Source organism: Pseudomonas sp. NPDC089752 (genome assembly GCF_044748725.1).
GTDB lineage: Bacteria > Pseudomonadota > Gammaproteobacteria > Pseudomonadales > Pseudomonadaceae > Aquipseudomonas.
In genome coordinates, this window is sequence record NZ_JBIVGP010000010.1 from 48,998 (window position 1) to 72,511 (window position 23,514).

The window sequence follows — 23,514 nt, forward strand, 5'->3', positions numbered from 1 at the left end:
TCTTTAGCGGTGGACGTAGTTTGCAGGCAAATGGTTCAGCACGTTTTCCGGTGGTGGCCAGTCGATCAGAGAATTGGCTTGCCCCCGGTTACGGCATAGCGCGAGCCGGAGATATAGCTGGCTTCGTCCGAGCCAAGCAAGACATAGATAGGCGCTACTTCGACTGGCTGTCCGGGTCGACCCATCGGGTAGCTCGAGCCGAAGTTTCTGACCGCTTCATCGGGCATCGTTGCAGGAATCAACGGCGTCCATATCGGCCCGGGCGCGACACTGTTCACACGAATGCCTTGCTTGCCCAATAACTGGGCCAATCCTGCAGTGAAGTTGGCAATGGCGCCTTTGGTCGTCGCGTAGGCCAGCAGCTGAGGCGAGGGATCATCGGAATTCACCGAGCTTGTGTTGATGATCGAGCTGCCTTTGGGCATGGAGGGAAGGGCGCGCTGGCAAATACGGAAAATGGCGGTGATGTTGACATCGAACGTCATCAGCCACTCATCATCGTCTATTTCATCCAGGGTTTCATGGGCCATCTGAAACGCCGCGTTGTTGACCAGAATGTCGATACGCCCGAACTGCTCGACCGTTTTGTCGACGATGTCGTAACAATGCTGCTTTTGCCCGAGGTCGCCCGGCAGCAGCAGGCACTGTCGGCCAGCGGCTTCAACCCAACGGGCCGTTTCCTGGGCATCGTCGTGTTCATCCAGATAGGCAATCGCCACGTCGGCGCCTTCACGTGCGTAGGCAATCGCCACAGCCCGGCCGATGCCACTGTCGGCACCGGTAATCAGGGCGATCTTACCCTCCAGGCGACCGCTGCCTTTATAGGACTGCTCGCCGCAGTCAGGATAGGGCTCCATCTTGCGTTGAGAGCCAGGCACATTTTGCGCTTGCGATGGAAAAGGCGGGGTGGGGTAGTCACGCATGGCAGTAGCTCCTGCGGTTGAGGATGGTGATACCTGTTGGAAAGAAGCTGCCGCTGAGTGTTGGTGTGGATCCCCGATTTTAACGACGGACGGTGAGCTTGATACCGTACTGAATTTTCGTTCTCTGTATGTCTCTACCGAAGACACTCGACCATTTCCTCGCCTAGCGCTGGATCATCTGTGGAGAAGCGCAGTGCCTCGCATCATCACACCGCAAACGCCCGAGCACGAAATCGACGCGCACAACGCCCGAATGTTCGGATCACCCAAGGAGCGCCTGGATTTCTATCGCAATGAAATCCAGTACGAGACCACAATCCTGGCCAACCGCACCGACGCCTACCTGGCCGCACAATCGTTTTTGGTCATCGCATTCGTTTCGTCCATGAGCAACCTGAATGAAGGGTGGGGCGAGATGTTTACCCTCGTCGTGCCCGCGTTCCTGGCGCTCCTGGGCATCTTGAGTACACTCAACGCCTGGCCGGGCATTCGAGCGGCCTACCGGATCATCGAGCACTGGCAGCTCAAGCAGAGTCATCTGCTGCGCAGCGAGCCATTGATGGGCTTGGCCTACGACGAATCGCCCCTGTTTTGCGAGGCGGAGACGTCACAGGCCGGGCACCGGAAGTCGCTGCTCTTTTCACTGCGAACGCCGTGGATTTTCCTGGTGTTCTGGGTGCTATTGGGCAGTTACTCGGTTTACATTCAGCTGGCTTGACCTCCCAGCGCTCTGATCAACTGCGCATTGAAAGCAGGTATGTCGTCTGGCTGCCGGCTGGTGATCAGGTTGCCATCTACGACCACTTCTTCATCGACCCACGTGCCGCCAGCGTTGCGAATGTCATCCTGCAACGTCTTGTAGCTCGTCATCCTCTTGCCGTTTGCAAGGCCGCACGACACCAGAAGCCATGCGCCGTGGCAGATAACCGCCAGCGGTTTGTTGGCCGAAGCATGGCTTTTCACCAGCTTCTGAGCAGCGGGGATGAGTCGGATCGTGTCGGAGTTTTGCACGCCACCAGGCAGTACCAGGGCATCGTAAAGGTCAAGTTGGGCGCTGTCGAAAGTCGCATCCACGGCAAAGTCATCGGCTGGCTTGTCATGGTTCCATCCCCGCACGCTGCCTTCCTTGTCACTCAGAATATCCACCACAGCGCCGCTGTTTTCCAGCGCTTCACGCGGCCCGGTGAGCTCCACCTGTTCGAAGCCATCGGTGACCAGAAAGGCCACGCGTTTGCCATTGAGTTGTGCATTCATTCTGGTATCTCCTCGTCGCCTGGGGCGGGTTTATCGTTCATTGAGCTGACCGGCCAACACCAGCAGGGCAATGTTCGTGGGCTTTACATGGATGTCACGCAGCTCGTCGGCACTGAACCACCGGCACTCCACGATCTCATCCGAGGCGCGCGGCTGCATCGTGTCGTCCACCCGCATTTCATACAGATAGTGTTCTTCCGTCTCGAAGACACGGTGCGCAATGAACCGCGCGTCGGTGAGCGGCAGCGTAGTTTCCTCGCGCAGCTCACGGCGGGCGGCTTCTTCGTGGCTTTCACCGGGGTCTATCTTGCCGCCTGGTAACGACCATTCGGGTGCTTCCTTGCGCACCAGCAAGATCTTCGCGTCGCGCAGGCAGATGACGGTGCTGTGACGTTCCAGAATTGGGTTCATGGTTTCTCCTCCGCTATTTAGGGAGGGCCTTTCACCGCCTTGGAAGTTCAATCGCAGTGCCTGCACAAAAGACCATGATTCGCCTTGATGCTTTGGTCTAGTGAGACTAATACTTAAGCACGATTGAAAAGAGGGATGACCATGCAGGCACGCTACGTTGTAATCCCCGCATTTCCCCAGGAACGAGAACGCCTCCCGCGGCGTGTCGGAGTGGCTTGTGAGGTCGGCACGGGGTACGACCTCTATGACACCCATGACAAGATCCGCTTGAGCCTGAATTTACCGACCCGGGCCGAAGCTGATTACCAATGTGCCAGCCGTAACAGCCAGGCAGGAGCGGATGGTTCTCAGCGGGTTGGGCATGGTTGAACCTGGGAAAATTTCCTAATTCCATGTGAAAAAATTCCGGCCCAGGCGTTTTGCCACTCTAATTTCACAAATTCGTAACATTGCTGCTGCACAGTGAGAAGGCCATCACACGGAGCGTTTTCGATGATTCGCCTGATCAAGACTGCTGCACTCGCGGCTGCTGTTTCTCTTTGCACCACTTCCGCAGCCTTCGCTGCAGAGAGCATCCGCCTGACGGGTTCTGGCGCAAGCTTCCCAGCCCCGATCTACCTCACCTGGTTCAAGGACTTCAGCAAGCAGACCGCTGGCGTCACCGTTGACTACCAGTCCAAGGGGAGTGGCGCGGGTGTTCAGGACTTCCTGAACAAGACCGTCGACTTCGCAGCCAGTGACTCGGCCATGAAGCCCGAAGAAATCGCCAAAGTGGGCGAGGGCGTACAGTTGCTGCCGATGACCGCCGGTGAAATCGTCCTGGCTTACAACCTGCCGGGCAACCCAAAAGGGCTGAAACTGCCACGCGATGTCTATTCCGACATCTTCCTCGGCAAGATCACCCAGTGGAACGATCCGAAGATCGCTGCCGCCAACCCTGAACTGAAACTGCCGGCCACCCCGATCACCGTGGTCGTGCGTGCAGACTCCAGCGGTACCACCGCTGTGTTCACCAAGCACCTGTCGGCCATCAACCCTGCATTCAAGGAAGCGCTGGGTGAAGGCAACACGGTCAACTGGCCAGCCACCGACAAGTTCATCAAGTCGCCGAAGAACGATGGCGTGACCGCCACCGTGCGCCAGACCCCAGGCGCCATCGGCTACATCGAATACGGCTTCGCCAAGCTGGCCAAGGTCGACTTCGCCCAGCTGCAGAACAAGGCCGGCCAGTACGTCGTGCCAAATGCTGAAAGCGGTGCCGAGGCCCTTGCCGCGGTGAAGATGCCGGAAAACCTGGTGGCCTGGCTGCCTGATCCCGACGGTGCCAAGTCCTACCCGATCACCTCCTACACCTGGATGATCTTCCGCAAGGACAACGGCAACCCGGCCAAGGCCGAAGCCATGCGCAAGATGGTCGAGTACAGCCTGACCGAAGGCCAGAAGATCGCTGACTCGATGGGCTACATCCCGCTGCCGCAGTCGGTCGTCGACCAGGTGCGTAAAGCGTCTGCCAACATTCAGTAAGGTGCATCGGCCGCTCCTGGCGTGGGTGTACACCATGCCAGGGGCGTTTGTACTTAGCCCCGGAACAAGTCAATGAACACACCTTTTGCCATACCGGACAATCCCGACTCTGCTTGCCGGCCACCGTCTGCGAAAGACTTCATGGTAGATCGCACCTTCCGCGCGCTCGCACGCATCGGCGTCGTGCTGGTGCTCGCGGTCGTTTTCGCGCTGATCTATGAAGTCGGCCGCAAGGCGCTGCCAGGCATGGAAAAGCACGGTTTTGACGTGCTGTTCGGCAGCGTGTGGGATGTCAACCAAGGCAAGTACGGTATCCTGCCAGCGATCTGGGGCACGCTTTACAGCGCCTTCATCGCACTGTTGATTGCCGGGATGTTCGGCGTCAGCATGGCCATTTTCCTTACCCAGGACTTCCTGCCGGCCAAGCTTGCAGCGGTCTTTCGCACCATCGTCGAATTGCTCGCCGCCATCCCCAGCGTCGTTTATGGCCTGTGGGGGATCTACGTGGTCATTCCGGCGATTCGTCCGTTCACCACCTGGTTGAACAGCGAGTTGGGCTGGATCCCGTTTTTCTCTACCTCTTTGAGCGGACCAGGGCTGCTGCCTGCGGCGCTGGTCCTCGCCATCATGATCCTGCCGACCATCGCTGCCGTGTCGCAGGATGCCCTGGCCAGCGTGCCGATGAAAACCAAGCAGGCCGCCTACGGCATGGGCACCACCCACTGGGAGGCCATCCTCAAGGTGATGGTGCCATCTGCTGCCACCGGGATCTTCGGTTCTCTGGTGCTCGGCCTGGGCCGTGCCCTGGGTGAAACCATGGCCCTGGCCATGTTGGTCGGCAACGCCAACAACATTTCCATTTCCCTGTTCGCGCCGGCCAACACGCTTGCCGCCTTGCTGGCACTGAACTTCCCGGAAGCCGGGCCGAACGAGGTGGAAGTGCTGATGTACGCCGCCCTGGTGTTGATGTTCATCACCCTGTTGGTGAACGTGCTCGGTTCGATGATCATGCTCTACGCCCAGCGGGGTAACAGACAATGACAGACCTCACTACGCCCGCAACTGCATTGCCCAGCCTGCAGCGCCGGTTCGAAGGCCGTGCCCTGCGCAGCCTGGTATTGACCACGTTGGTGTGGGGCGCGGCACTGGTGGCCAGCGTGCCACTGATTTCCGTGCTGTACATGCTGATCACCCGCGGTGGTGCGCGCCTGAGCCTGGAAGTCTTCACCGAATTGCCACCCACCGGTTTCGAGATGGGCGGTGGCTTTGGCAACGCGATGGCGGGCACCTTCGTCATGGTTGGTATCGCCGCGGCTATCGCGGTCCCGGTCGGTATTCTGGCAGCGGTGTTCCTGGCTGAACTGGGCCCGGACAGCAAGCTGGCGAATGCATCGCGCTTCGCCGCCAAGATGCTCACCGGCCTGCCATCGATTCTGGCGGGTGTGTTTGCTTACGCGCTGGTGGTCATGACCACAGGCACTTACTCGGCACCGGCAGGTGGCGTGGCACTGGCGGTCCTGATGCTGCCGATCGTCGTGCTGACGGCCGAAGAATCGATGAAGATGGTGCCCAAAATCATGAAAGACGCAGCCTACGGCATGGGTTGCACCCGTGCGCAGGTGGTCTGGAAGATCGTCTTGCCGACCGGCATGCCGGCGATTCTGACCGGTGTGATGCTGGCCGTGGCCCGCGCCGCCGGCGAAACCGCGCCGCTGCTGTTCACTGCGCTGTTCAGCAACTATTGGATCTACCATGACGGCAGCCTGGCGGTCATGAACCCGACGGCATCGCTTGCCGTGCTGATCTACAACTTCTCCGGCATGCCCTTCGACAACCAGCTCGAGCTGGCCTGGGCGGCCTCGCTGGTACTGGTGATGATCGTACTGGTGGTCAACATTTTGAGCCGAATCTTCGGCAAACCCAAGTATTGAGAAAGGGAGCATCCGAACTTGAACGTATCAACTGCACAAAGGGCTGCTCCCGTGGTCAATCCCTCGCCCGTAGTCATGGACTGCAAGCTGGACAAGATTTTCTACGGCAATTTCATGGCTGTGCGCGACAGCCATGTGCCGATCGAAAAGAACAAGATCACCGGTTTCATCGGCCCGTCCGGCTGCGGCAAGAGTACCGTGCTGCGCAGCCTGAACCGCATGAACGACCTGGTCAAAGGCTTCCGCTTCGAGGGCCATGTGCATTTCCTCGGCCAGGATGTCTATGGCAAAGGCGTGGACCCGGTTGTCGTACGCCGCTACATCGGCATGGTGTTCCAGCAGCCGAACCCGTTCTCGATGAGCATTTTCGACAACGTCGCCTTCGGCCTGCGCCTCAATCGCTACAAGGGCGACCTGGGCGACCGCGTCAAGCATGCGTTGCAAGGCGCGGCGCTGTGGGACGAGGTCAAGGACAAGCTCAAGGTCAGCGGCCTGTCCCTGTCCGGTGGCCAGCAGCAGCGTCTGTGCATTGCCCGTGCCATCGCGACCGAGCCCGAAGTGCTGTTGCTGGATGAACCATGCTCGGCACTCGACCCGATCGCTACCCGCCGGGTAGAAGAGCTGATGGTCGAGCTGAAGAAGGACTACACCATCGCGCTGGTCACTCACAACATGCAGCAGGCGATTCGTGTGGCCGACACCACGGCGTTCTTCTCTGTCGACATTTCCCAGGGCACGCGCACCGGCTACCTGGTCGAGATGGGCGAGACCGCACAGATCTTCCAGAACCCGCGCGAACAGCTGACCAGCGACTACATCAGCGGTAAATTCAGCTGATGGCTTCACTCCCGACCCGCCGTCTTGATCTGAACGCCATCGAGCGTGCCCTGCGCGAAGTGCAGGGCCGCTTCGGCGAACTCAGCCGGCACTTCACCGAGCCGCGTGATCCGTTCACCGACGAAGTGCTGCTGAATGTGCTTGAGGGCTACGCCCTGATTGACGATTATGTCGCCCGGGGCGTCGATCTGTTCGATCTGCAGCAGTTGAACCTCATGCTGGAGATCAACGCCACCGTACTGTGCGGCCGCGATCCTGCACGCCGTCGGGAGTTTGCTCAACACCTTGAAGCCACCGAAGCGCACTTCTTCAACAACGTCGAAGGCGGCATCAAGGACCTGTACAACTGGTACTGCTCATACCGCAGTGATTCGATCTGGAAACGCGCGGCCGGTGTCTACGTGCGAATCCTCAGCAAGCCGCAATTGTTCATCGAGGGCAATAACCGCAGCGGCTCGCTGATCGTCAGTTACCTGTTGATGCGCGCGGGACTTCCGCCGTTTGTGCTCACGCTGGACAACGCCGAGGGTTACTTCAACCCGTCCTCGGTCATACGCAACTCCGCCAAGCATGGTGTCAAAGCATTGTACGAATTGCCCAAGATCAAGAAAAAGTACGCGGCGTTCCTGGAGGCCAAGGCGCCTGATCCCGACGTGTTCTTCCTCGGTGGCACATCCATGCCCCGTTTTCAGGAGTCGTTCTGATGGACCAGGTATTGCAAGCCGTGGGGCGTATGATCAAGCGCCCGCGGGTACGCATTTCGTTCGATATCGATGACACGCTGGCCTGCCTGCCTGACCACAGTGACGTCGAGGAAAGCAAACTGCCTGAGTTCATCCATCGCTGGCTGGGCGAGCCCCTGCGCAGCGGTACCCGCGAGCTGTTCCGCGACCTGCGCCGTCAGGGCTGCAGCATCTGGATCTATACCTCGTCCGGGCGCACGCCGTCCTACATCCGGCGCTGGCTGTTGCTTTATGGCATCCACGTCGATGGGGTCGTCAACAGCGATCGCCATCAGCAGGCCTTGAACAAGCGTGGGTTGGTGAACTCACCCTCGAAGTTGCCGTCGGCCTTCGATATCGATTTGCATGTCGATGATTCCGAAGGTGTTCGACTTGAAGGTCAGGATCATGGCTTCCGTGTCGTCGTCGTCTGCCCGAAGGATGACAACTGGGCGCAGAGCGTCAAGGAGGCTGCGACTCACGTCCAGCAGCAGGTGATGAGGCAGTTCTCGTTCGGCCATCACGCCGGCAACCCCGCCAATTTCAGCCCCTCGGCCAGCCTGGCCAGATCTGTATCGCGATAGATCGGCAACCACTGCCTCAGCGTCGACACGCGCAGCTCCGGGTCCAGTGTCCGCAAGCGCGCCATCGCCTGGCGCGCGCTATCCATGCGTCCGCTCAGGGCGTGGCTGGCCGCCAGCAGGGCGACTGCCGCCAGCAGGCTGGGCAGGTTGCCCAGCGCCTTGTCCGCCCATTCCACCGCCTCATCCAGCCGCCCGGCGAAAAAATGCGCCAGCGCCATTCCCACTTGCATGCGGAACATTTCCGGATCCAGCGGGCTCAGGCGTGCCGCGTGAGCCAGATTGTCGATGGCCGTCTGCGTCTCACCGCGCAGCGCCCGTAGGATGCCGCCCAGGTACCAGGCGGGGGCCAGATTGGGGTTCAACAGACGGGCCCGGTCGAGCAGGGCGATGCCGCCATCCAGATCACCCGCCAGGTGCCCGAGCGCATGCCCGCCACGGGTCAATGCCACGGCATCGTCACGCCCCAGCTCAACGGCGAGCCGTGCCAACCGGGCACCCTCGGCAATTTCTTCGGTGCGATCGAGCATCCAGCCATTGAGCTTGCGCCAGAAGTAGCACCAGGCCGCCATGCCATATGCGGAAGCGAACTCCGGGTCGCGCTCGATGGCCTGGTAAAACAGCGGCAGCGCCTGATCGATGGCTTCACGGGTGCCGTTATGCAGCTTCGCCGTGCCGCGCAGGTAATAGTCGTAGGCGCACAGGCTGTCGGTGGGTTTGCGCTTGGCCCGTTCGATCTCGGCGCGTTCCAGCTGCGGGGCGATGGCGCCCACCACGCTCTCAGCCACCTGGTCCTGTAGCTCGAACAGGTCGTCGAGCCTGCCTTCGAAACGCTCGGCCCACAGGTGCTCCCCTGTGGTCGCGTCGATCAGTTGCCCGGTAATGCGCAGCCGCTCGCCTGCCTTGCGCACGCTGCCTTCGAGTACATAGCGCACGCCCAAAGCTTGGCCGACCTGCTGCACGTCGATGCGCTGGCCCTTGAAGGTAAAGCTTGAATTGCGAGCGATGACGAACAGCCAGCGAATGCGCGACAGGGCGGCGATGATGTCCTCGACCATGCCATCGGCGAAATAGTCCTGCTCAGGATCACCGCTGAGGTTCTGGAACGGCAGCACGGTGATCGAGGGTTTGTCGGGAAGGTCAGGGCCGGAGCGGGTGGTGAAGGGCTGGGCGGCAACGGTTGCTTCACGGTTGCTGCACTCGCGAACCTGGCCCACGAAACGATAGCCCTTGCGTGCCACGGTGCGCAGCAGCCGCTGCTCCTCGCCCGAGTCGCCAATGGCTTTGCGCACGGCGTTGACGTGGCTGGTGATGGTCGATTCGGAAACGATCTTGCCGTTCCACACGCGCACCAGCAGCTCGTCACGGCTCATCACCCGATCGCGGTTGTTGAGCAGTTGCAAGAGCAGGTCGAACACCTGCGGGCCCATGGCAACAGGCTGTCCGCGCAGGGTCAGCTCTCTGCGCTGCTCATCGAGCACATAGTCGTCAAACTCGAATGACACCGGGTGTCCCCTCGCACGCCTTAGGCTTCGTGTCCGAGGCGACTGTTCTTGATTTTTCGATGATACGGCAGGCGTTTGTCGACTGCACATGGCTTGAACAGTTTGGACGCAAATTGAATCTCGCGTGGAGATAAATCCAGCCGCTTGGCAAGGACGCAGCGCAGGGTAAGGCGCATGCTCGAATCAGACGACGGCAATGGTTGCGGTCGTGCACGCGGGAGAACCCCATGAAAATCGTGGTCATCGGAGGCACCGGCCTCATTGGTTCCAAGCTGGTCAGCGGCCTGCGCGAGCGCGGCCATCAAGCCCTAGCCGCTTCACCGAGCACGGGGGTGAACAGCATCACTCGCGAGGGCCTGGCTGACGCGATGAATGGCGCGGATGTGGTGGTGGACGTGGCCAATGCGCCGTCCTGGGAGGATCAGGCCGTGCTCGACTTCTTCCAGACGTCCACCCGCAACCTGCTGGCCGCCGAGAAGGCGGCGGGGGTGAAGCACCATGTTGCGTTGTCGATCGTAGGCAGCGAGCGTTTGCCAGAAAATGGCTATTTCCGGGCCAAGGTCGCCCAGGAGGCGCTGATCAAAGAATCCGGGGTGCCATACACCCTGCTGCGCGCCACGCAGTTCTTCGAGTTCGTCGCAGGCATTGCCCAGGCGGGCGCGGTGGGTGAGGAGATCCGCCTGTCGCCGGCGCTGTTCCAGCCCATGGCATCGGACGATGTGGTCGTTGCGCTTACCGACGTGGCACTGGCGCCACCGGCCAACGGCACGCTGGAGGTGGCCGGGCCTGAGGCCACGCCGCTGGATGAACTGGTGCGGCGCTTCCTGCGTCTGAGCGGCGATCCGCGCAAGGTGGTGGCCGATGTGCACGCCTTGTATTTCGGCGCCAAACTCGATGACCAGGCCCTCACGCCCGGCAAGGGCGCGCGGTTGGGCAAGACCCGTTTCGAAGACTGGCTGGCGCGTCAATGAGTCAGCAAAACCCTATCCCTAATCGAAGGAGCATCGCCATGTTCAGTCGCACCCTTGTGGCCGCTGCGTTCAGCGCGCTGGCCATTACCCAGGTCGTGGCCGCCGAGCCCCCGGCCAGCAAAGTGACCGTCGTTTTCGACCGCCCCCTGCCGAACGTTCCAGGCAAGAGCATGCGTGGGGTTATCGTCGACTACGCCCCGGGCGCCGCATCGCCCGCGCACCGGCACCCTAAATCCGCCTTTATCTACGCCACCGTGCTCGAAGGCGAAGTGCGCAGCAGCGTCAACGGCGAACCGGCCAAGGTCTACAAGCCGGGTGAGAACTGGTATGAGGCGCCGGGCGCGTTCCACGGCGTCAGCGCCAACGCCAGCGACAGCAAGCCCGCCAAGCTGATGGCCGTCTTCGTGCTCGACAGCAACGAGACGGAACTGGTCACGCCAAGCGAGAAGTAGCCCGTCAGCCCTGTCGGCAGTGACATGCCAACAGGGCTGATAACAGGACAACACATCATGAACACACAGCAACCTGAACAGGCCAACGAAGCGGTGATAGCAGGGCGAGGCAGGAGGAAGAAGCTGGGCATCGCGCTGTGCGTGGCGGCCGTGCTGGTGCTGGCTGGGGGATGGTTTGCGTTTTACCGCGCAGACGCCGCCTTTACCGACAACGCATATGTGCGCGGCGATGTTACTTCGTTGGCCGCCAAGGTTTCGGGTTACGTGACCTCCGTGGAGATCGAAGACAATCAGCAGGTCAGGGCCGGCGATGTGTTGTTCCGCATCGATGACCGTGACTACCGAGCCCACCTGGCCCAGGCCGAGGCCAACCTCAAGGCTGCCCAGGCGCGGGTGACCGATGTCGATGCCCAGACGCGTCTTCAGCAGGCGCAGATTCGCCAGGCCGAGGGCCAGCGCCAGTCCGCCCTGGCTGAACGGCAATTGGCCAGCAAGAGCCATGAGCGCAGCCGCAAGCTGATCCAGTACAGCGCTGTCAGCCAGGCCTTGGTCGACCAGACTGATGCGGCGCGCAGCACTGCCGAAGCCGGCCTGATGGCGGCAGCGGCGACGCTGGATGCCCAGCGCCAACGTATCGCCGTGCTTCAGGCCCAGCGTGAGGCTGCCGTGGCGGCCATCGCCCAGGCCCAGGCCGCGCGCGATCTGGCGTTGATCGACCTGGAACACACCGTGGTGCGGGCGCCGGTTGCCGGGGTGATCGGCAATCGCCAGGTGCGCGTCGGCCGATTCGTCACCCCCGGTGGCGCCTTGCTCGACCTGGTGCCGGTCGAGGGTGTGTGGATCGTGGCCAACTTCAAGGAAACCCAACTGGAGCACATCCAGCCTGGGCAGCGTGCCAGAATCACTCTGGACGGCTACCCATCGGATACCCTCGAAGGGGTCGTCGACAGCTTCGCGCCCGGCAGCGGCGCGGCGTTCAGCCTGTTGCCGCCGGACAACGCCACGGGCAATTTCGTGCGGGTGGTGCAGCGGGTGCCGGTGAAAATCCGACTGGCCCACAACCCATTGCCCGGGCGGATCGTGCCGGGGCTGTCGGCGCGGGTGCAGGTCGAGTTCGGAGGTGGCTCGTGAGCAACGGGCTGGTGGGTGGCGGTTGGGCCACGCGCTGGCTGCTGGTGGCCGGTGTCGTACTGGCCGCCCTCACCGAAGCCATCGCCAGCAGTGTGCTGGCGCTGGGGCGCAACGACATTCTGGGTGATACCCATGCCACCCCCGACGAATTCGCCTGGCTGGACATCGGCTACATCGCCTGCAAATTGATGGGGTTTCTGTTCGCGCCGTGGCTGCTGGGGTGGCTTTCAGCTCGAGCAGTGATCATTGGCGCCACCCTGATGATGGGTATTGCCTGCGTCGGTGCGGCACAGGTGACAAACGTCGATGTGCTGGTGGCCTTGCGCGCCTGCCAGGGCTTGGCGGGCGGTGGGTTGCTGGTGGCAGGTCAAGCGCTGATTTTCCTGGCCTGCCCGCAGAAGCAGCAACCGGCCCTGCAAGGCGTGTTCGCGATTGGCGCGGTGGTCGCGCCAGCGGCCCTCACGCCAGTCATGCAGGGTTGGATGATCGACAGCCAGGACTGGACCTGGATATTCCTCAGTGTGCTGCCGTTGGCTTTGGCGGCGATCGGGCTGTTGCTGCTCGTCGAACTGCCTGCGCACGCTCTTGCTGGTCGACGTCGTTCAGACTGGCTGGGCTGGCTGTTGGCCGCCACCGCGCTGCTGTGCCTGACATACCTCCTGAACCAGGGCAGCCGCTGGGATTGGTTCGAGGCACCGCACCTGCGCTGGGTCGGCCTGGCAGGTCTCGCTGCGCTACTGCTATTCCTTGCTCAGCAACTATGGGGCAAAGGGCAAGGGGTGCTGGACTTCAGCCTGTTCCGCTCGGCCGACTTCACATTCGCTTTCATCGTCAGCTTCGTGGCCGGCGCTGCGTTGTTTGGCAGCGCGTTCGTGATCCCGGCGTTTGCTTTGTCTGCACTGGCCTTCACGCCGACCGAGGTCGGCCTGCTGCTGCTGCCCAGTGGCGTGGTGTTCATCGCCGTGCTGCTGGGGGTGGCCTACCTGATTCAGGCGCGCGGTGTCGCGCCGTTTGCCACGGTGCCATTCGGCATCCTGACCCTCATGATCGCAATGTGGATGCTCTCTGGCTCGACCGGCGAGAGCGGAATCGACGACATGATGGCCGCAGTAGCGTTGCGTGGCGCTGGCCTTGGATTATTGTTCCTGTCGCTGACCCTTATCGCTTTCGGCAAGTTGGGCCCAGACAACCTGGCCAGCGGTATCGGGCTGTTCAATACCGGGCGGCAGTTAGGTGGCCTGCTCGGTGTGGCAGGGTTGCAGACGTTGCTCGATCAGCACGGCGTGCTGAATGCCCAAGCGCTAGGCGCGCATGTCAGCGCCGGGACCACTGCTGTGGTCGAACGCCTGGAAGTGACAACGACGATGCTACGGCTAGAGGGCATGGACCCACTGATGGCTGGACGGGTGGCGATAAACCTGCTGGGACGGGCCGTGACGGGTCAAGGGGCGATCATTGCCTTTGATGCGGCGTTCAACGCCGTGGCGTTGTTGTTTGCCGTGGCGGCGCCGTTGCTCGTGGGCATCAAGCTGCTGCTGGCGCGCTTGGGTAAAAATCTGAACAGTCCTGGGCACTGATGGTCATTTAACCGACATAAATCAGGCTTAGGCTAAAGACGCAGGGCCGCACAGCCCCAAGTCCAGCCAACCATCCAGGACAATTCATGAAGGCAACGGACATTGCTACAGCCAGACGAAAAGGCATCAAACTTCGCGCTACGGTGATTTACCGGAAGGACGGCGAGGTGCTGTTCGTGCGCAAGCGCAACGCCAAGTGGAACCTGCCGGGGGGCAGGGTAGAGCGTGACGAGACGCCGCTGCAGGCGGCCATGCGGGAAATGGCCGAGGAAACGGGCCTGGCGTTCGATGAGCTGCGCTATGTCACGGTGTACCGTGAGGAAAAGGTCATTCACTACCTGTTCGAAGCGCGTAAAGCCGATGATAAGCCCCGGCCTCGCAATGAGATCGAGGCATGCCGCTGGATCAAAGCCAGGGATGTGCCCAAGCGCCGCGTTCGGCGGCCTATCAAGACCTTGCTCAAGCGCTGTGCCTGAACGGCCTAGGCCGAAGTCCCCTCGGGTGATGCAAAGGCACCTGGCGCAGCTTGAAGTCGCTCCTGCAGACGGGCGATGTAAGCCTCTGCGTCATCAGTGCTTGCGAACGATACTGCATGCCCGTCAATAATCACTTTGCAGCCCGATTCGCTTTCGGATTTCTGTATCTCGATCTTCATCCACGCCATCTCCTTGGTGTTATTTTGGCGCGCGCAGCGTAACCCAGTTTTCACCTGATTAAAAATGAAAGAACCGCTCTAGAATGCTGGTTTCAAGGATTTTTTGCACCTGATTGGTGCATGACTTAAAGTCGCCTTCCTCCCGGGCCAGTGTTTATGGGTCACCCGTTCGCCTTGCGGCCTCGCTGATGTATGCAAAAACAATTCGCGCATGAGACTAAAGTCGTATTAGCGAGTTTCTGATTCAGCTCGCGTGATTGGCGGGCGGATAGTTTTTGGCACCGGATTTGCTGTCTCGTAATCAAGGCGGGCGGGGACCAGTGGTTTTACCCGATAGTGGTGATAACCACCTTAGCGTCGGGTATCAAACCCCCGGTATCGTGAGCGCTACGCGCAATCTGTGGGAGCGGGCTCGCCCCGCGAACTCAGGCATAGCCCGTGCCAGACACCTCCAGTTTTTGGGCTGGCCTCTTCGCGGGACAAGCCCACAGGATTGGATTCACAGAGATGATGCAGACGCCCAATCGCCTGCCCGTGGATGTCCGTACAGCTGCGATCTTGAAGAGAGAGACCTTTCTCTCAAGCGTATTCGAGCGCAGCGCAAGTGCACATGCTCCAATCGGTGAGCGCCGCAATTACTGGTTGCTCACGCGCTGCCTAAATCTGGCTATGCCCTGTGACCACCCTAGTCGTTTCTGCCTGCGGCAACGCGAAGGCGGGCAGTTTTGAAGGCAAGTTCAACTGCCGCAATAGCGGCGTGTCGTAGCCATAAACGTCGGGCTTGAACGTCACCCGCCCCTCGGTGCTCAAGTCGACCGTCCAATAGGCCAGCAACACCGGTACCTTGACCGGAAGCTTGATGTTCTCGGTCCTGCCATTGGCCAACTGCTTTTGAATCCCCTCGCTATTCCAGCGCACCGGGTCGTTGAACAACAGCTCGACCAACTGCAGGGGATTCTCCACCCGAATACATCCGGAGCTAGTGGTGCGCACCGACTTGGGGAACAACTCGCGATGCGGCGTGTCGTGCAGGTAAATCGCATAGTCGTTGGGGAAACGAATGACCACCTGCCCTAACGAGTTGGTAGGGCCGGCGTCCTGGCGCAGTGTGAGGCCGCGCGCGTTGTACCAGTCGACGTTCGCCGGATCGAGTTCATTGCCAGCCCGATCAAGGACCCTGATCCGGCTGGCCGCCAGGTAATCTGGATTCTGCTGAATCTTGGGCAGCATATCCTTTTCCAGAATCGTCGGCGGCACAGTCCAGGTGGGATTGAAGGTGATGTAAGTGATCTCGGATTGAAATACCGGCGTGCTTCGCACAGGCTTGCCGACCTGCACCCGGGAACGCCAGATGGGCTTGCCGTCGCGGTAAAACGCCACCTTGTAGCCGGCGATATCGACAACGACGAAGGTGCCATGGAGTTTGTAGAGCAGCCAGCGCGCCCGTTCCAAGTTCACCCGAACCTGATCAATCCGTGCCTCGACAGGCACATTCAGTGCCGCCAGGGTGGCCGCGCCAGCCACGCCATCCACACCAAGATACTGGTCGGCCTGATACTTCTTCACCGCAGCAATGACTTTGTCGTCGTAATCGCTGCGCTTGCCCTTATGCGGATCCAGGTAACCACCGGCCACCAGACGGGCACGTAACTGTGCGACCACAGCGCCGCCCATCCCCGGTTTGAGTGACAGCCCTTCGGCGATTTTCGGCCAACCGCCGGCATCGCGAACCTGACGCAACTGCGCCAATGCCAAACGCATGTTGCTATAAACTGCCTCTTGCGGCGGCGCCTGGGCGAACGCACGGGCCACATCGTGGGCATCCAGGGCAGCAAATAAACTGCTCACATCTTCACGGGGATCAACACCGACCGGGTCGAAGTTCCAATGAAAATCAAGCTGCGATGGGTTGACCTTGCCACGCCGCAATTGCAGGAGTGCGGTGATGTAGGTGCGGGTCAGCGCGATATCAAAAGCCGCCGCTTGCGCTGGCGTCGGCGCCGAGGCCTGCAATAACGATTGAGCCTCGGCCAACTCGCCGACCCGGAAGTCCGCAGGGTTCAGGCCGTCGGTGTGAGTGTCATTCAGGCTCTTGAGCAACTGGCTGACATCGCGCCCGTCTGTCCAGGCGGCGCGATAGTTGCGATGGGAATAGAAATCGAGAACAACGCGATTGATGTCCGCGCGCTGATGCTTGCGAGAGGTAATCAAGGGAGGAAATGACGACGCCAGGGGTTCAAGCGCGGCTTGGATCCCTTGTCCAACAATGTCGTCAGGCGCTGCAGTCGCCGGACTGATTTGCGTAGATGCCGACACGATCTGCGACGTTTTACCCAGCGCAATGCCACTGATCAGAAAGACCATAAATAACGCGCGGCTTATGACGAATAACCTTGTTAATTGCACCATGGATAATCCTTAATCTCTCGCAAATCAAAAAGCTGGCGTCCCAACCGCTGCTAGACTAGGCATATTCTTGATGAGACTCACATATGGCGCTTCATCGCTTTGGCTTTCCACTCACAGCGCTGCTGTTGACGTCGGCCTTCCTACCCACAGCCTACGCCGACTCGCTTGAAATTGCGTTAGCCAAAGCCGCTCCAAAAGCCAATGCCAAGGTCATCGCCCTGGCGGTTCGTGCCACCCAATGTGCCCGCGCCCAAGGCGCTGCTTTGGCGCAGAGACTGGCAGTGATCGATTACTCCCTGCCCTCGACCGAACAACGGTTGTGGGTATTCGATCTGAAAAAGCGCACATTGCTGTTCCACGAGCTCGTTGCCCATGGCCGTAACAGCGGCGAGAACATGGCTACCCAGTTCTCCAACCAGAACGAAAGCTTTGCCACCAGCCTTGGGCTTTTCCGTACCCAGGAAAGCTATCGTGGCCAGAATGGCTACTCCTTGCGCATGCAAGGCCTGGAACCGGGCTTTAACGATAACGCTTTTGATCGAGCAATCGTCATCCATGGTGCACCGTACGTCAGCCCGGTGCTGGCCCGGGCCAACGGGCGCATCGGCAGAAGCCTCGGCTGTCCGGCAGTCAGACCGGCAATTGCGCACCGGCTGATCGACGCCATGAAAGATGGGCAGTTGCTGTTTTCCTACTATCCCGATCAACGCTGGCTGAAGTCTTCTTCCTACATCAATTGTGGGAGCGGCACGGTGGCGTCGTCTGAGAAGGCTACGGAGCGTCAGTAGCCCAAGCACTCGCCTGTCAAAACTGAAATCCCTGCCTCAGCCTGCCTCGTCAACATCGACGAGCAGGGCTTGCCCCTGATTTTATCAAGAACGTGTTCATTCGCCTCGCTGTAAGTACTGTTGCAGCCTGATACGACCGGCGGCTTTGAGTCGAAAGCGGCCGCTGGCGAGTGACGACTTCGACTCATTGCGGGCGGTGCATGCCTTGAGGTCAGTGCGGTGTTCGGATGTGTTCGCCTTGAAATTTTCAGCGCCTATGAGATCGAGCGCCGCCCGCGCGGCGCATCGCGAGCAACGCTCGCTCCTACGTTTGTTTCTGGCCAGTAACGTCAGTGACAGACGCGCGCGAACGCCTTGTTCGTACGACTCGGTATCGCGTCAGGCACCAAGGCGGCCGCGCACAAATCTCACTGACATAATTGGCCAGAAACAAACGTAGGAGCGGATGTTATCCGCGATGCGCCGCGCGGGCGGCGCTCGATCTCATAGGCGCAGACGATGTCATGGCGAACGTCCGCAAAGGGTCGATAGCGGCCGCTGGCGAGTGACAGCTTCCGAGCCATTGCGGACGGTGCATGCCTTGGGGTCAGTGCGGTGTCCGGATGTGTTCGCCTTGAAATGTTCAGCGCCTGTGAGATCGAGCGCCGCCCGCGCGGCGCATCGCGAGCAACGCTCGCTCCTACGTTTGTTTCAGGCCAGTAACGTCAGTGACAGACGCGCGCGAACGCCTTGTTCGTACGACTCGGTATCGCGTCAGGCACCCAGGCGGCCGCGCGCAAATCTCACTGACATAACTGGCCAAAAACAAACGTAGGAGCGGATTTTATCCGCGATGCGCCGCGCGGGCGGCGCTCGATCTCATAGGCGCAGACGATGTCATGGCGAACGTCCGAAAAGGGTCGAAAGCGGCCGCTGGCGAGTGACAGCTTCCGACCCATTGCGGACGGTGCATGCCTTGGGGTCAGTGCGGTGTTCGGATGTGTTCGCCTTGAAATGTTCAGCGCCTATGAGATCGAGCGCCGCCCGCGCGGCGCATCGCGAGCAACGCTCGCTCCTACGTTTGTTTCAGCCCAGTAACGTGAGTGACAGACGCGCGCGAACGCCTTGTTCGTACGACTCGGTATCGCGTTGAGCTCGGAATTGATTAACAGCCGACCTCCATTCGAGACAAAAACACCGCCCCCGCTGTTGCCGGCCACCTGAGCATTACTGATGAGCAGCACGTTGCCCACTCCACTGCCGCCACCGGTCAGGTCGATCAGGCCACTGTTGGTGAAGGTGCCCACACCCAGCAGCTGGCTTTGTACCGCGCCACCCAATAGCGTGGCGTTGGCGCTCTGGCCGAGTGGCAGGTAGGCACCAGTGGCACCCGCTGGAGCTGACCGTGACCTTCCCCTGTAACGATGGCGCGGGTATGTAAGCCAGCATGGTTGCCGGTGCCCGCTTGAGGGTCATTCTCGTCGTCGATGTTCGGATCGCCGGCGGACAGAGGGTCGTTGTTGTCGACCGTCAGACTGACGCCCGACCCCACTGTGGCATTTACATCTGCGCTGGCAGCAGCCTTCAGCCAGATGTTGTTGCCGCCATAGGTGAGGATGCTGCCCGTGCCTGCATAGCACTTGTATGCCAAATGTAGCTCAGTGCCTCGGAATCGCTACAAAGTGCCGCGCATCATGCCGCGCCAAGTGAGCAATATTGACCTTTGAAATACAGCAAAGGCTGAGTCGCAACCGCATCTTGCAGGTTTAATGCTTTCACTTCCCCGACCACAATCAGGTGATCACCTGCAACGTGTTCGGCGTAGATTTCACAATCAAGCCAGTGCAGGCTGCCGCCAATGATCGGATTGCCCAGTGGCGACGTCTGCCAAGCGATACCGTGCCACTTGTCCGTGCCTCGTCGAGCGAACTGGTTGGAAATCCCGGCCTGCTCACCCGAGAGGATATTGACCGCGAAGCGGCCTGCCCGGCGGATTTTTGGATAGCTGGCCGAATTGGCCATGACGCTGAACGACACCAGCGGCGGGCTCATCGACACGCTGTAGAACGACTGGCAGGTGAAACCGATGGGTTCGCCATCAACCTGTGATGTGATCACCGTGATACCAGAAGCGTAGTGCCCGAGCGCCTCGCGAAAGCGCGAGGGCTCGATGGCAACACTAGGAATTGACATGGAGGGGCCTGAAGTTTGGCTGTGGCCTGAAGTGGCAAGACTGCTTGCTTGCCACATCCGGCATTGCTTTAGCGCTGGTTTGCATGCAATCCCTGTGGGAGCGGCTTCAGCCGCGAACACGGGCGAAGCCCGTGCCATGCACCGCAGCGCCTGCTTCGCGGATAAATCCGCTCCTACCGGCGAAATGCGAGTTCTCTGCGGACGATCTCTGCGCCTGCGCTCAATGCGTTGAGCTTGCCGTTTGCAACGCGTCGGGGCAGGGGCGCCATGCCGCAGTTGGTGCAGGGGTAGAGCTTGTCGGCATCGACGAACTGCAGGGCTTTGCGCAGCGTGTTGGCGACTTCCTCAGGTGTTTCAATCGCGTGGTTCGCCACGTCGATGGCCCCTACCATCACTTTCTTGCCACGGATGAGCTCGATCAGTTCCATGGGCACGTGCGAGTTGTGGCATTCCAGCGAGACGATGTCGATACTGGACTTCTGCAGCTTGGGGAACGCCTCTTCATATTGGCGCCACTCTGACCCGAGCGTCTTTTTCCAATCGGTGTTGGCCTTGATGCCATAGCCGTAGCAGATGTGCACCGCCGTTTCACATTTCAGCCCTTCAATGGCCCGCTCCAGGGTGGCAACGCCCCAGTCGTTCACGTCGTCGAAGAAGACGTTGAAGGCAGGCTCATCGAACTGGATGATATCGACACCAGCGGCTTCCAGTTCTTTCGCCTCCTCGTTGAGGATTTTGGCAAATTCCCAGGCCAGTTTTTCGCGGCTTTTATAGTGGCTGTCATACAGCGTATCGATCATGGTCATGGGGCCAGGCAGCGCCCACTTGATCGGTTGCTGGGTTTGCTGGCGCAAGAACTTGGCGTCTTCGACGAACACCGGCTTTTGCCGAGCGACGGCGCCCACGACCGTCGGCACGCTGGCATCGTAGCGATCGCGAATTCTGACGGTTTCACGCTTCTCGAAATCGACGCCACTGAGGTGTTCGATAAACGTCGTGACGAAATGTTGGCGGGTTTGTTCACCGTCACTGACGATATCAATCCCGGCCTGCTGTTGCTCGTGCAATGCCAGGCGCAATGCGTCGTGTTTGCCCTCGGTCAATTCATCGCCCTGAAGTTTCCAAGGGGACCAGAGGGTCTCGGGCTGCGCAAGCCAGGCGGGTTTGGGCAGGCTGCCGGCAGTCGAGGTAGGTAGCAGTTTTTTCATGAAAGAAGACCTTGTCCTTGGGGTACGTCAAAGCGCGTAGTGAGCGGACCACTGCGCGAGCACAGTCTGGTAGGGTTTGATGAAGTTGGCTTCGGCAAACGTTCCCTGTTCGATAGCCAGTCGGCTGCGCTCTTCTCGGTCGTAAACGATTCGAGTCAGTGAATAATCCTGATGCTGCAGGCTCGGCTGATAGGTTTTTCCGGCAGCCGTATTGGCGTTGTAAATTTCAGGGCGATAAATTTTCTGGAAGGTGTCCATCGTGCTGATGGTGCTGATCAGTTCGAGGTTGGTGTAATCAGCAAGCAGGTCGCCGGAAAAGTAAAAAGCCAAAGGCGCGACGCTGTTGGCGGGCATGAAGTAGCGAACATTGAGCCCCATTTTCTTGAAGTAGTCATCCGTCAGCGAGTATTCATCCTGACGATACTCAACGCCCAGCACCGGGTGCTGATTCTCGGTTCGGTGGTAGGTCTTGCTGCTGGAAACGCTCAGGCAGATGACTGGCGGCTTGTTGAAATGATTTTTGTAGGCGCTTGAATTGACGAAGCACTTGAACAGCTTGCCATGCAGGTCGCCAAAATCGGCGGGCGTGCTGAACGTTGCCTGGCCTTTGTTATGCCCGAGCAGCAGCACGCTGAAGTCATAGTCACGCACATAGGATGAAAAGTTGTTGCCGACCATGCCGTCGATGCGTGCGTTGGTTTTTTGATCGACCACCGTCGTTTTCAGGATTTCAATCAAGGGCAGGGCAGGGGCTTCACGTTCAGGGTCTACACACACCTCGGCAGAAATGATTTCCAGCTCTACCGTATAGCGGTCTCCCTTGGGGTTGTCCCAGTCCGCCAGCGCATTGAAGCGGTTGTCGATCATCCGCAAGGTGTTGCGCAGATTCTCTTGGCGTTGGGTGCCCCGCGCGAGGTTGGCGAAGTTTGTCGTGGCGCGGGTATTGGCCGAAGGTTGGTAGTGTTCATCGAAGCTGATGCGCTTGATGGCGAACGTGAACTCATTATTCATTTTGATCTGACACCCTGATTTCTGCGGGCCGGGTGTACTACCCAAAGCCGTGTTGGCCTCCAGTGGCACCCTGTCCATGCAGCGGAAAATTCAATGCGGGGATTGTCAGTAAAAGGCGGTTATGAGGAAAGCTCATTTTTTTAAAGAACAAATGCAATATTGTTCATGATCGCTTTCTGTACCCGTTATTGGGTGGAGCGCTCTAGCTCGCTGACCTCACTAGCTCCACTACGCTTGCGCACCAAACTGCCACACAGCACGCCGATCTCGAACAACAGCCACATGGGCACGGCGAGCAGGGTCTGCGAGAAGATGTCCGGCGGGGTGAGGATCATGCCGACCACGAAGCAGCCGATGATCACGTAGGGGCGGATCTTCTTCAGGTACTGCACATCGACCACGCCGATCCACACCAGCAGCACCACCGCCACCGGGATCTCGAAGGCCACGCCGAAGGCGAAGAACAGGGTCATGACGAAGTCGAGGTAGTTGGCGATGTCGGTCATCATCGCCACGCCATCCGGGGTGGCAGCGGCGAAGAACTTGAACATCAGCGGGAACACCAGGAAGTAGGCGAAGGCCATGCCGGCGTAGAACAGCAGGATGCTCGACACCAGCAGCGGGATGGCGATGCGCTTTTCGTGGCGGTACAGCCCCGGTGCGATGAAGCCCCAGATCTGCTGGAGGATGAACGGGATCGCCAGGAACAGCGAAACGATCATGGTCAGCTTGAACGGCGTCAGGAACGGCGAGGCCACGTCGGTGGCGATCATCGTCGCGTTGGCCGGCAAGTGGTCGCGCAGCGGCGCCGAGACCAGGGTGTAGATCTGCTGGGCGAAGGAGAACAGCCCGGCGAAGATCAGGAAGATCGCGGCCACGCAGCGCAGCAGGCGGGTGCGCAGTTCGGTCAGGTGCGAGACCAGCGGCATGGGCTGGTCGTCTTGCAGGTTCAGGTTCATTGGGCTCGCGGCGGTTGAGGCTGTTCGGGCGCGGTAGATGGCTGCGCCGGCGGGGTGTACGCGGTGGGCGTGGGGCGACGGATGTCGTCGGCGCCGATCTCGTGCTCGATATCGGCCTTTATTGCGTTGAAACTGCGTTTCGCCCGGCCGATCCACAACCCGGCCGTACGGGCAGCACCGGGCAAGCGCTCGGGGCCGAGAACCAGCAAGGCGACCAGGCCGACGAGCAGTAGCTCGGTAAAGCTGATGCCGAACATGGGTCACCCTTTATGCTGTGGGTCTTGCAGCGGCTGAGCAGTCGCTTGGGCGGGTGTGTTCTCTTCCTCGTGCATGGCTTTGCGAAAGCCCTTGATCGATTCGCCCAGGTCGCCGCCGAGGTTCTTCAGCTTCTTGGTGCCGAAGACCAGGACCACGACGACCAAGAGGACGATCCAGTGTTTCCAGTCAAAAATACCCATGGTGTTCTCTGCTGTTGTGCCGTTCAGGCAAGGGG

General features: G+C 60.1%; 26 protein-coding genes and 1 pseudogene. 14 read left to right on the top strand and 13 right to left on the bottom strand.

Annotated features, from left to right (window positions below; translation table 11 throughout):
* Window positions 1-65 precede the first annotated feature (65 nt).
* A complete protein-coding gene (locus ACIPZF_RS17835; protein WP_400801693.1) occupies window positions 66-923 on the bottom strand; it encodes an SDR family oxidoreductase in 858 nt (285 codons plus the stop codon).
* Between the two features lie 193 nt (window positions 924-1,116).
* Here ACIPZF_RS17835 and ACIPZF_RS17840 point away from each other — a divergent pair, with 193 nt between their 5' ends.
* On the top strand, window positions 1,117-1,641 hold the full coding sequence (locus tag ACIPZF_RS17840) for a hypothetical protein (protein ID WP_400801694.1): 525 nt from the start codon (window positions 1,117-1,119) through the stop codon (window positions 1,639-1,641).
* On the opposite strand, the gene ACIPZF_RS17845 is transcribed toward ACIPZF_RS17840, so the two are convergent.
* Both ACIPZF_RS17845 and ACIPZF_RS17850 read right to left on the bottom strand, forming a co-directional pair.
* Window positions 1,629-2,177 carry a type 1 glutamine amidotransferase domain-containing protein gene (locus ACIPZF_RS17845; protein ID WP_400801695.1) on the bottom strand — a complete coding sequence of 183 codons (549 nt, stop codon included), beginning with the start codon at window positions 2,175-2,177 and terminating at the stop codon, window positions 1,629-1,631. The genes ACIPZF_RS17840 and ACIPZF_RS17845 overlap by 13 nt on opposite strands.
* A 30-nt stretch (window positions 2,178-2,207) precedes the next feature.
* The gene (locus ACIPZF_RS17850) at window positions 2,208-2,588 is read right to left on the bottom strand and encodes an NUDIX domain-containing protein (protein ID WP_400801697.1); all 381 of its coding nucleotides are present in this window, start codon (window positions 2,586-2,588) and stop codon (window positions 2,208-2,210) included.
* A gap of 135 nt (window positions 2,589-2,723) precedes the next feature.
* Between ACIPZF_RS17850 and ACIPZF_RS17855 the strand changes: the two genes are divergently transcribed.
* From ACIPZF_RS17855 to ACIPZF_RS17885, 7 genes are all read left to right on the top strand, one after another.
* Entirely contained in the window at window positions 2,724-2,957 is a 234-nt protein-coding gene (locus ACIPZF_RS17855; RefSeq protein WP_400801699.1) for a hypothetical protein, read from the top strand.
* A gap of 123 nt (window positions 2,958-3,080) precedes the next feature.
* Window positions 3,081-4,112, top strand: a complete 1,032-nt coding sequence (gene pstS / locus ACIPZF_RS17860; RefSeq protein WP_400801700.1) for a phosphate ABC transporter substrate-binding protein PstS — start codon at window positions 3,081-3,083, stop codon at window positions 4,110-4,112.
* Window positions 4,113-4,184: 72 nt separating this feature from the next.
* Window positions 4,185-5,153 carry a phosphate ABC transporter permease subunit PstC gene (gene pstC, locus ACIPZF_RS17865; protein WP_400801701.1) on the top strand — a complete coding sequence of 323 codons (969 nt, stop codon included), beginning with the start codon at window positions 4,185-4,187 and terminating at the stop codon, window positions 5,151-5,153.
* Window positions 5,150-6,043 (top strand): phosphate ABC transporter permease PstA, encoded by an 894-nt coding sequence (gene pstA, locus ACIPZF_RS17870; protein ID WP_400801703.1) that lies wholly within the window; start codon window positions 5,150-5,152, stop codon window positions 6,041-6,043. The genes pstC and pstA overlap by 4 nt, the downstream gene beginning before the upstream one ends.
* Before the next feature lie 75 nt (window positions 6,044-6,118).
* A complete protein-coding gene (gene pstB / locus ACIPZF_RS17875) occupies window positions 6,119-6,880 on the top strand; it encodes a phosphate ABC transporter ATP-binding protein PstB (protein ID WP_400801947.1) in 762 nt (253 codons plus the stop codon).
* Window positions 6,880-7,584 (top strand): hypothetical protein, encoded by a 705-nt coding sequence (locus ACIPZF_RS17880; RefSeq protein ID WP_400801705.1) that lies wholly within the window; start codon window positions 6,880-6,882, stop codon window positions 7,582-7,584. Before pstB ends, ACIPZF_RS17880 begins: the two co-directional genes overlap by 1 nt.
* On the top strand, window positions 7,584-8,186 hold the full coding sequence (locus ACIPZF_RS17885; protein WP_400801707.1) for a hypothetical protein: 603 nt from the start codon (window positions 7,584-7,586) through the stop codon (window positions 8,184-8,186). Before ACIPZF_RS17880 ends, ACIPZF_RS17885 begins: the two co-directional genes overlap by 1 nt.
* Here the strand turns inward: ACIPZF_RS17885 and ACIPZF_RS17890 are convergent.
* A complete protein-coding gene (locus tag ACIPZF_RS17890) occupies window positions 8,123-9,688 on the bottom strand; it encodes a winged helix-turn-helix domain-containing tetratricopeptide repeat protein (RefSeq protein WP_400801709.1) in 1,566 nt (521 codons plus the stop codon). The two genes, ACIPZF_RS17885 and ACIPZF_RS17890, sit on opposite strands and share 64 nt — an antisense overlap.
* A 227-nt stretch (window positions 9,689-9,915) precedes the next feature.
* Between ACIPZF_RS17890 and ACIPZF_RS17895 the strand changes: the two genes are divergently transcribed.
* From ACIPZF_RS17895 to ACIPZF_RS17915, 5 genes are all read left to right on the top strand, one after another.
* Window positions 9,916-10,659 carry an SDR family oxidoreductase gene (locus ACIPZF_RS17895; RefSeq protein ID WP_400801710.1) on the top strand — a complete coding sequence of 248 codons (744 nt, stop codon included), beginning with the start codon at window positions 9,916-9,918 and terminating at the stop codon, window positions 10,657-10,659.
* Between the two features lie 38 nt (window positions 10,660-10,697).
* Window positions 10,698-11,111 carry a cupin domain-containing protein gene (locus tag ACIPZF_RS17900; RefSeq protein WP_400801712.1) on the top strand — a complete coding sequence of 138 codons (414 nt, stop codon included), beginning with the start codon at window positions 10,698-10,700 and terminating at the stop codon, window positions 11,109-11,111.
* A gap of 57 nt (window positions 11,112-11,168) precedes the next feature.
* Window positions 11,169-12,242, top strand: a complete 1,074-nt coding sequence (locus ACIPZF_RS17905; RefSeq protein ID WP_400801714.1) for an HlyD family secretion protein — start codon at window positions 11,169-11,171, stop codon at window positions 12,240-12,242.
* Window positions 12,239-13,819, top strand: a complete 1,581-nt coding sequence (locus ACIPZF_RS17910; RefSeq protein ID WP_400801716.1) for an MFS transporter — start codon at window positions 12,239-12,241, stop codon at window positions 13,817-13,819. The genes ACIPZF_RS17905 and ACIPZF_RS17910 overlap by 4 nt, the downstream gene beginning before the upstream one ends.
* A gap of 86 nt (window positions 13,820-13,905) precedes the next feature.
* Window positions 13,906-14,295, top strand: coding sequence for an NUDIX domain-containing protein (locus ACIPZF_RS17915; RefSeq protein ID WP_400801718.1), 390 nt, complete (start codon window positions 13,906-13,908; stop codon window positions 14,293-14,295).
* Window positions 14,296-14,300: 5 nt separating this feature from the next.
* Here the strand turns inward: ACIPZF_RS17915 and ACIPZF_RS17920 are convergent, their stop codons facing one another.
* Window positions 14,301-14,474: a hypothetical protein gene (locus tag ACIPZF_RS17920; protein ID WP_400801720.1), complete on the bottom strand. Its 174-nt coding sequence runs from the start codon at window positions 14,472-14,474 to the stop codon at window positions 14,301-14,303.
* A 657-nt stretch (window positions 14,475-15,131) separates the two neighbouring features.
* Window positions 15,132-16,883, bottom strand: coding sequence for a murein L,D-transpeptidase (locus tag ACIPZF_RS17925; protein WP_400801721.1), 1,752 nt, complete (start codon window positions 16,881-16,883; stop codon window positions 15,132-15,134).
* 83 nt (window positions 16,884-16,966) lie between these two features.
* Here ACIPZF_RS17925 and ACIPZF_RS17930 point away from each other — a divergent pair, with 83 nt between their 5' ends.
* Window positions 16,967-17,671, top strand: a complete 705-nt coding sequence (locus ACIPZF_RS17930) for a murein L,D-transpeptidase catalytic domain family protein (RefSeq protein WP_400801723.1) — start codon at window positions 16,967-16,969, stop codon at window positions 17,669-17,671.
* Window positions 17,672-18,929: 1,258 nt separating this feature from the next.
* Here ACIPZF_RS17930 and ACIPZF_RS17935 read toward each other — a convergent pair.
* From ACIPZF_RS17935 to ACIPZF_RS17965, 7 genes and pseudogenes are all read right to left on the bottom strand, one after another.
* Window positions 18,930-19,301, bottom strand: a complete 372-nt coding sequence (locus ACIPZF_RS17935; RefSeq protein ID WP_400801724.1) for a hypothetical protein — start codon at window positions 19,299-19,301, stop codon at window positions 18,930-18,932.
* 41 nt (window positions 19,302-19,342) lie between these two features.
* Complete coding sequence (locus ACIPZF_RS17940) at window positions 19,343-19,843, bottom strand: flavin reductase family protein (protein WP_400801725.1); 501 nt, start codon at window positions 19,841-19,843, stop codon at window positions 19,343-19,345.
* 173 nt (window positions 19,844-20,016) lie between these two features.
* Window positions 20,017-21,051, bottom strand: a complete 1,035-nt coding sequence (locus tag ACIPZF_RS17945) for a methionine synthase (protein WP_400801726.1) — start codon at window positions 21,049-21,051, stop codon at window positions 20,017-20,019.
* Between the two features lie 27 nt (window positions 21,052-21,078).
* A complete protein-coding gene (locus tag ACIPZF_RS17950) occupies window positions 21,079-22,062 on the bottom strand; it encodes a DUF1852 domain-containing protein (RefSeq protein WP_400801727.1) in 984 nt (327 codons plus the stop codon).
* A 185-nt stretch (window positions 22,063-22,247) separates the two neighbouring features.
* On the bottom strand, window positions 22,248-23,021 hold the full coding sequence (gene tatC / locus ACIPZF_RS17955) for a twin-arginine translocase subunit TatC (protein ID WP_400801729.1): 774 nt from the start codon (window positions 23,019-23,021) through the stop codon (window positions 22,248-22,250).
* Between the two features lie 8 nt (window positions 23,022-23,029).
* Window positions 23,030-23,278 (bottom strand): annotated as a pseudogene (gene tatB / locus ACIPZF_RS17960) (Sec-independent protein translocase protein TatB); the annotation flags it as partial.
* A gap of 3 nt (window positions 23,279-23,281) precedes the next feature.
* Window positions 23,282-23,479, bottom strand: a complete 198-nt coding sequence (locus ACIPZF_RS17965; RefSeq protein WP_400801731.1) for a twin-arginine translocase TatA/TatE family subunit — start codon at window positions 23,477-23,479, stop codon at window positions 23,282-23,284.
* Window positions 23,480-23,514 lie beyond the last annotated feature (35 nt).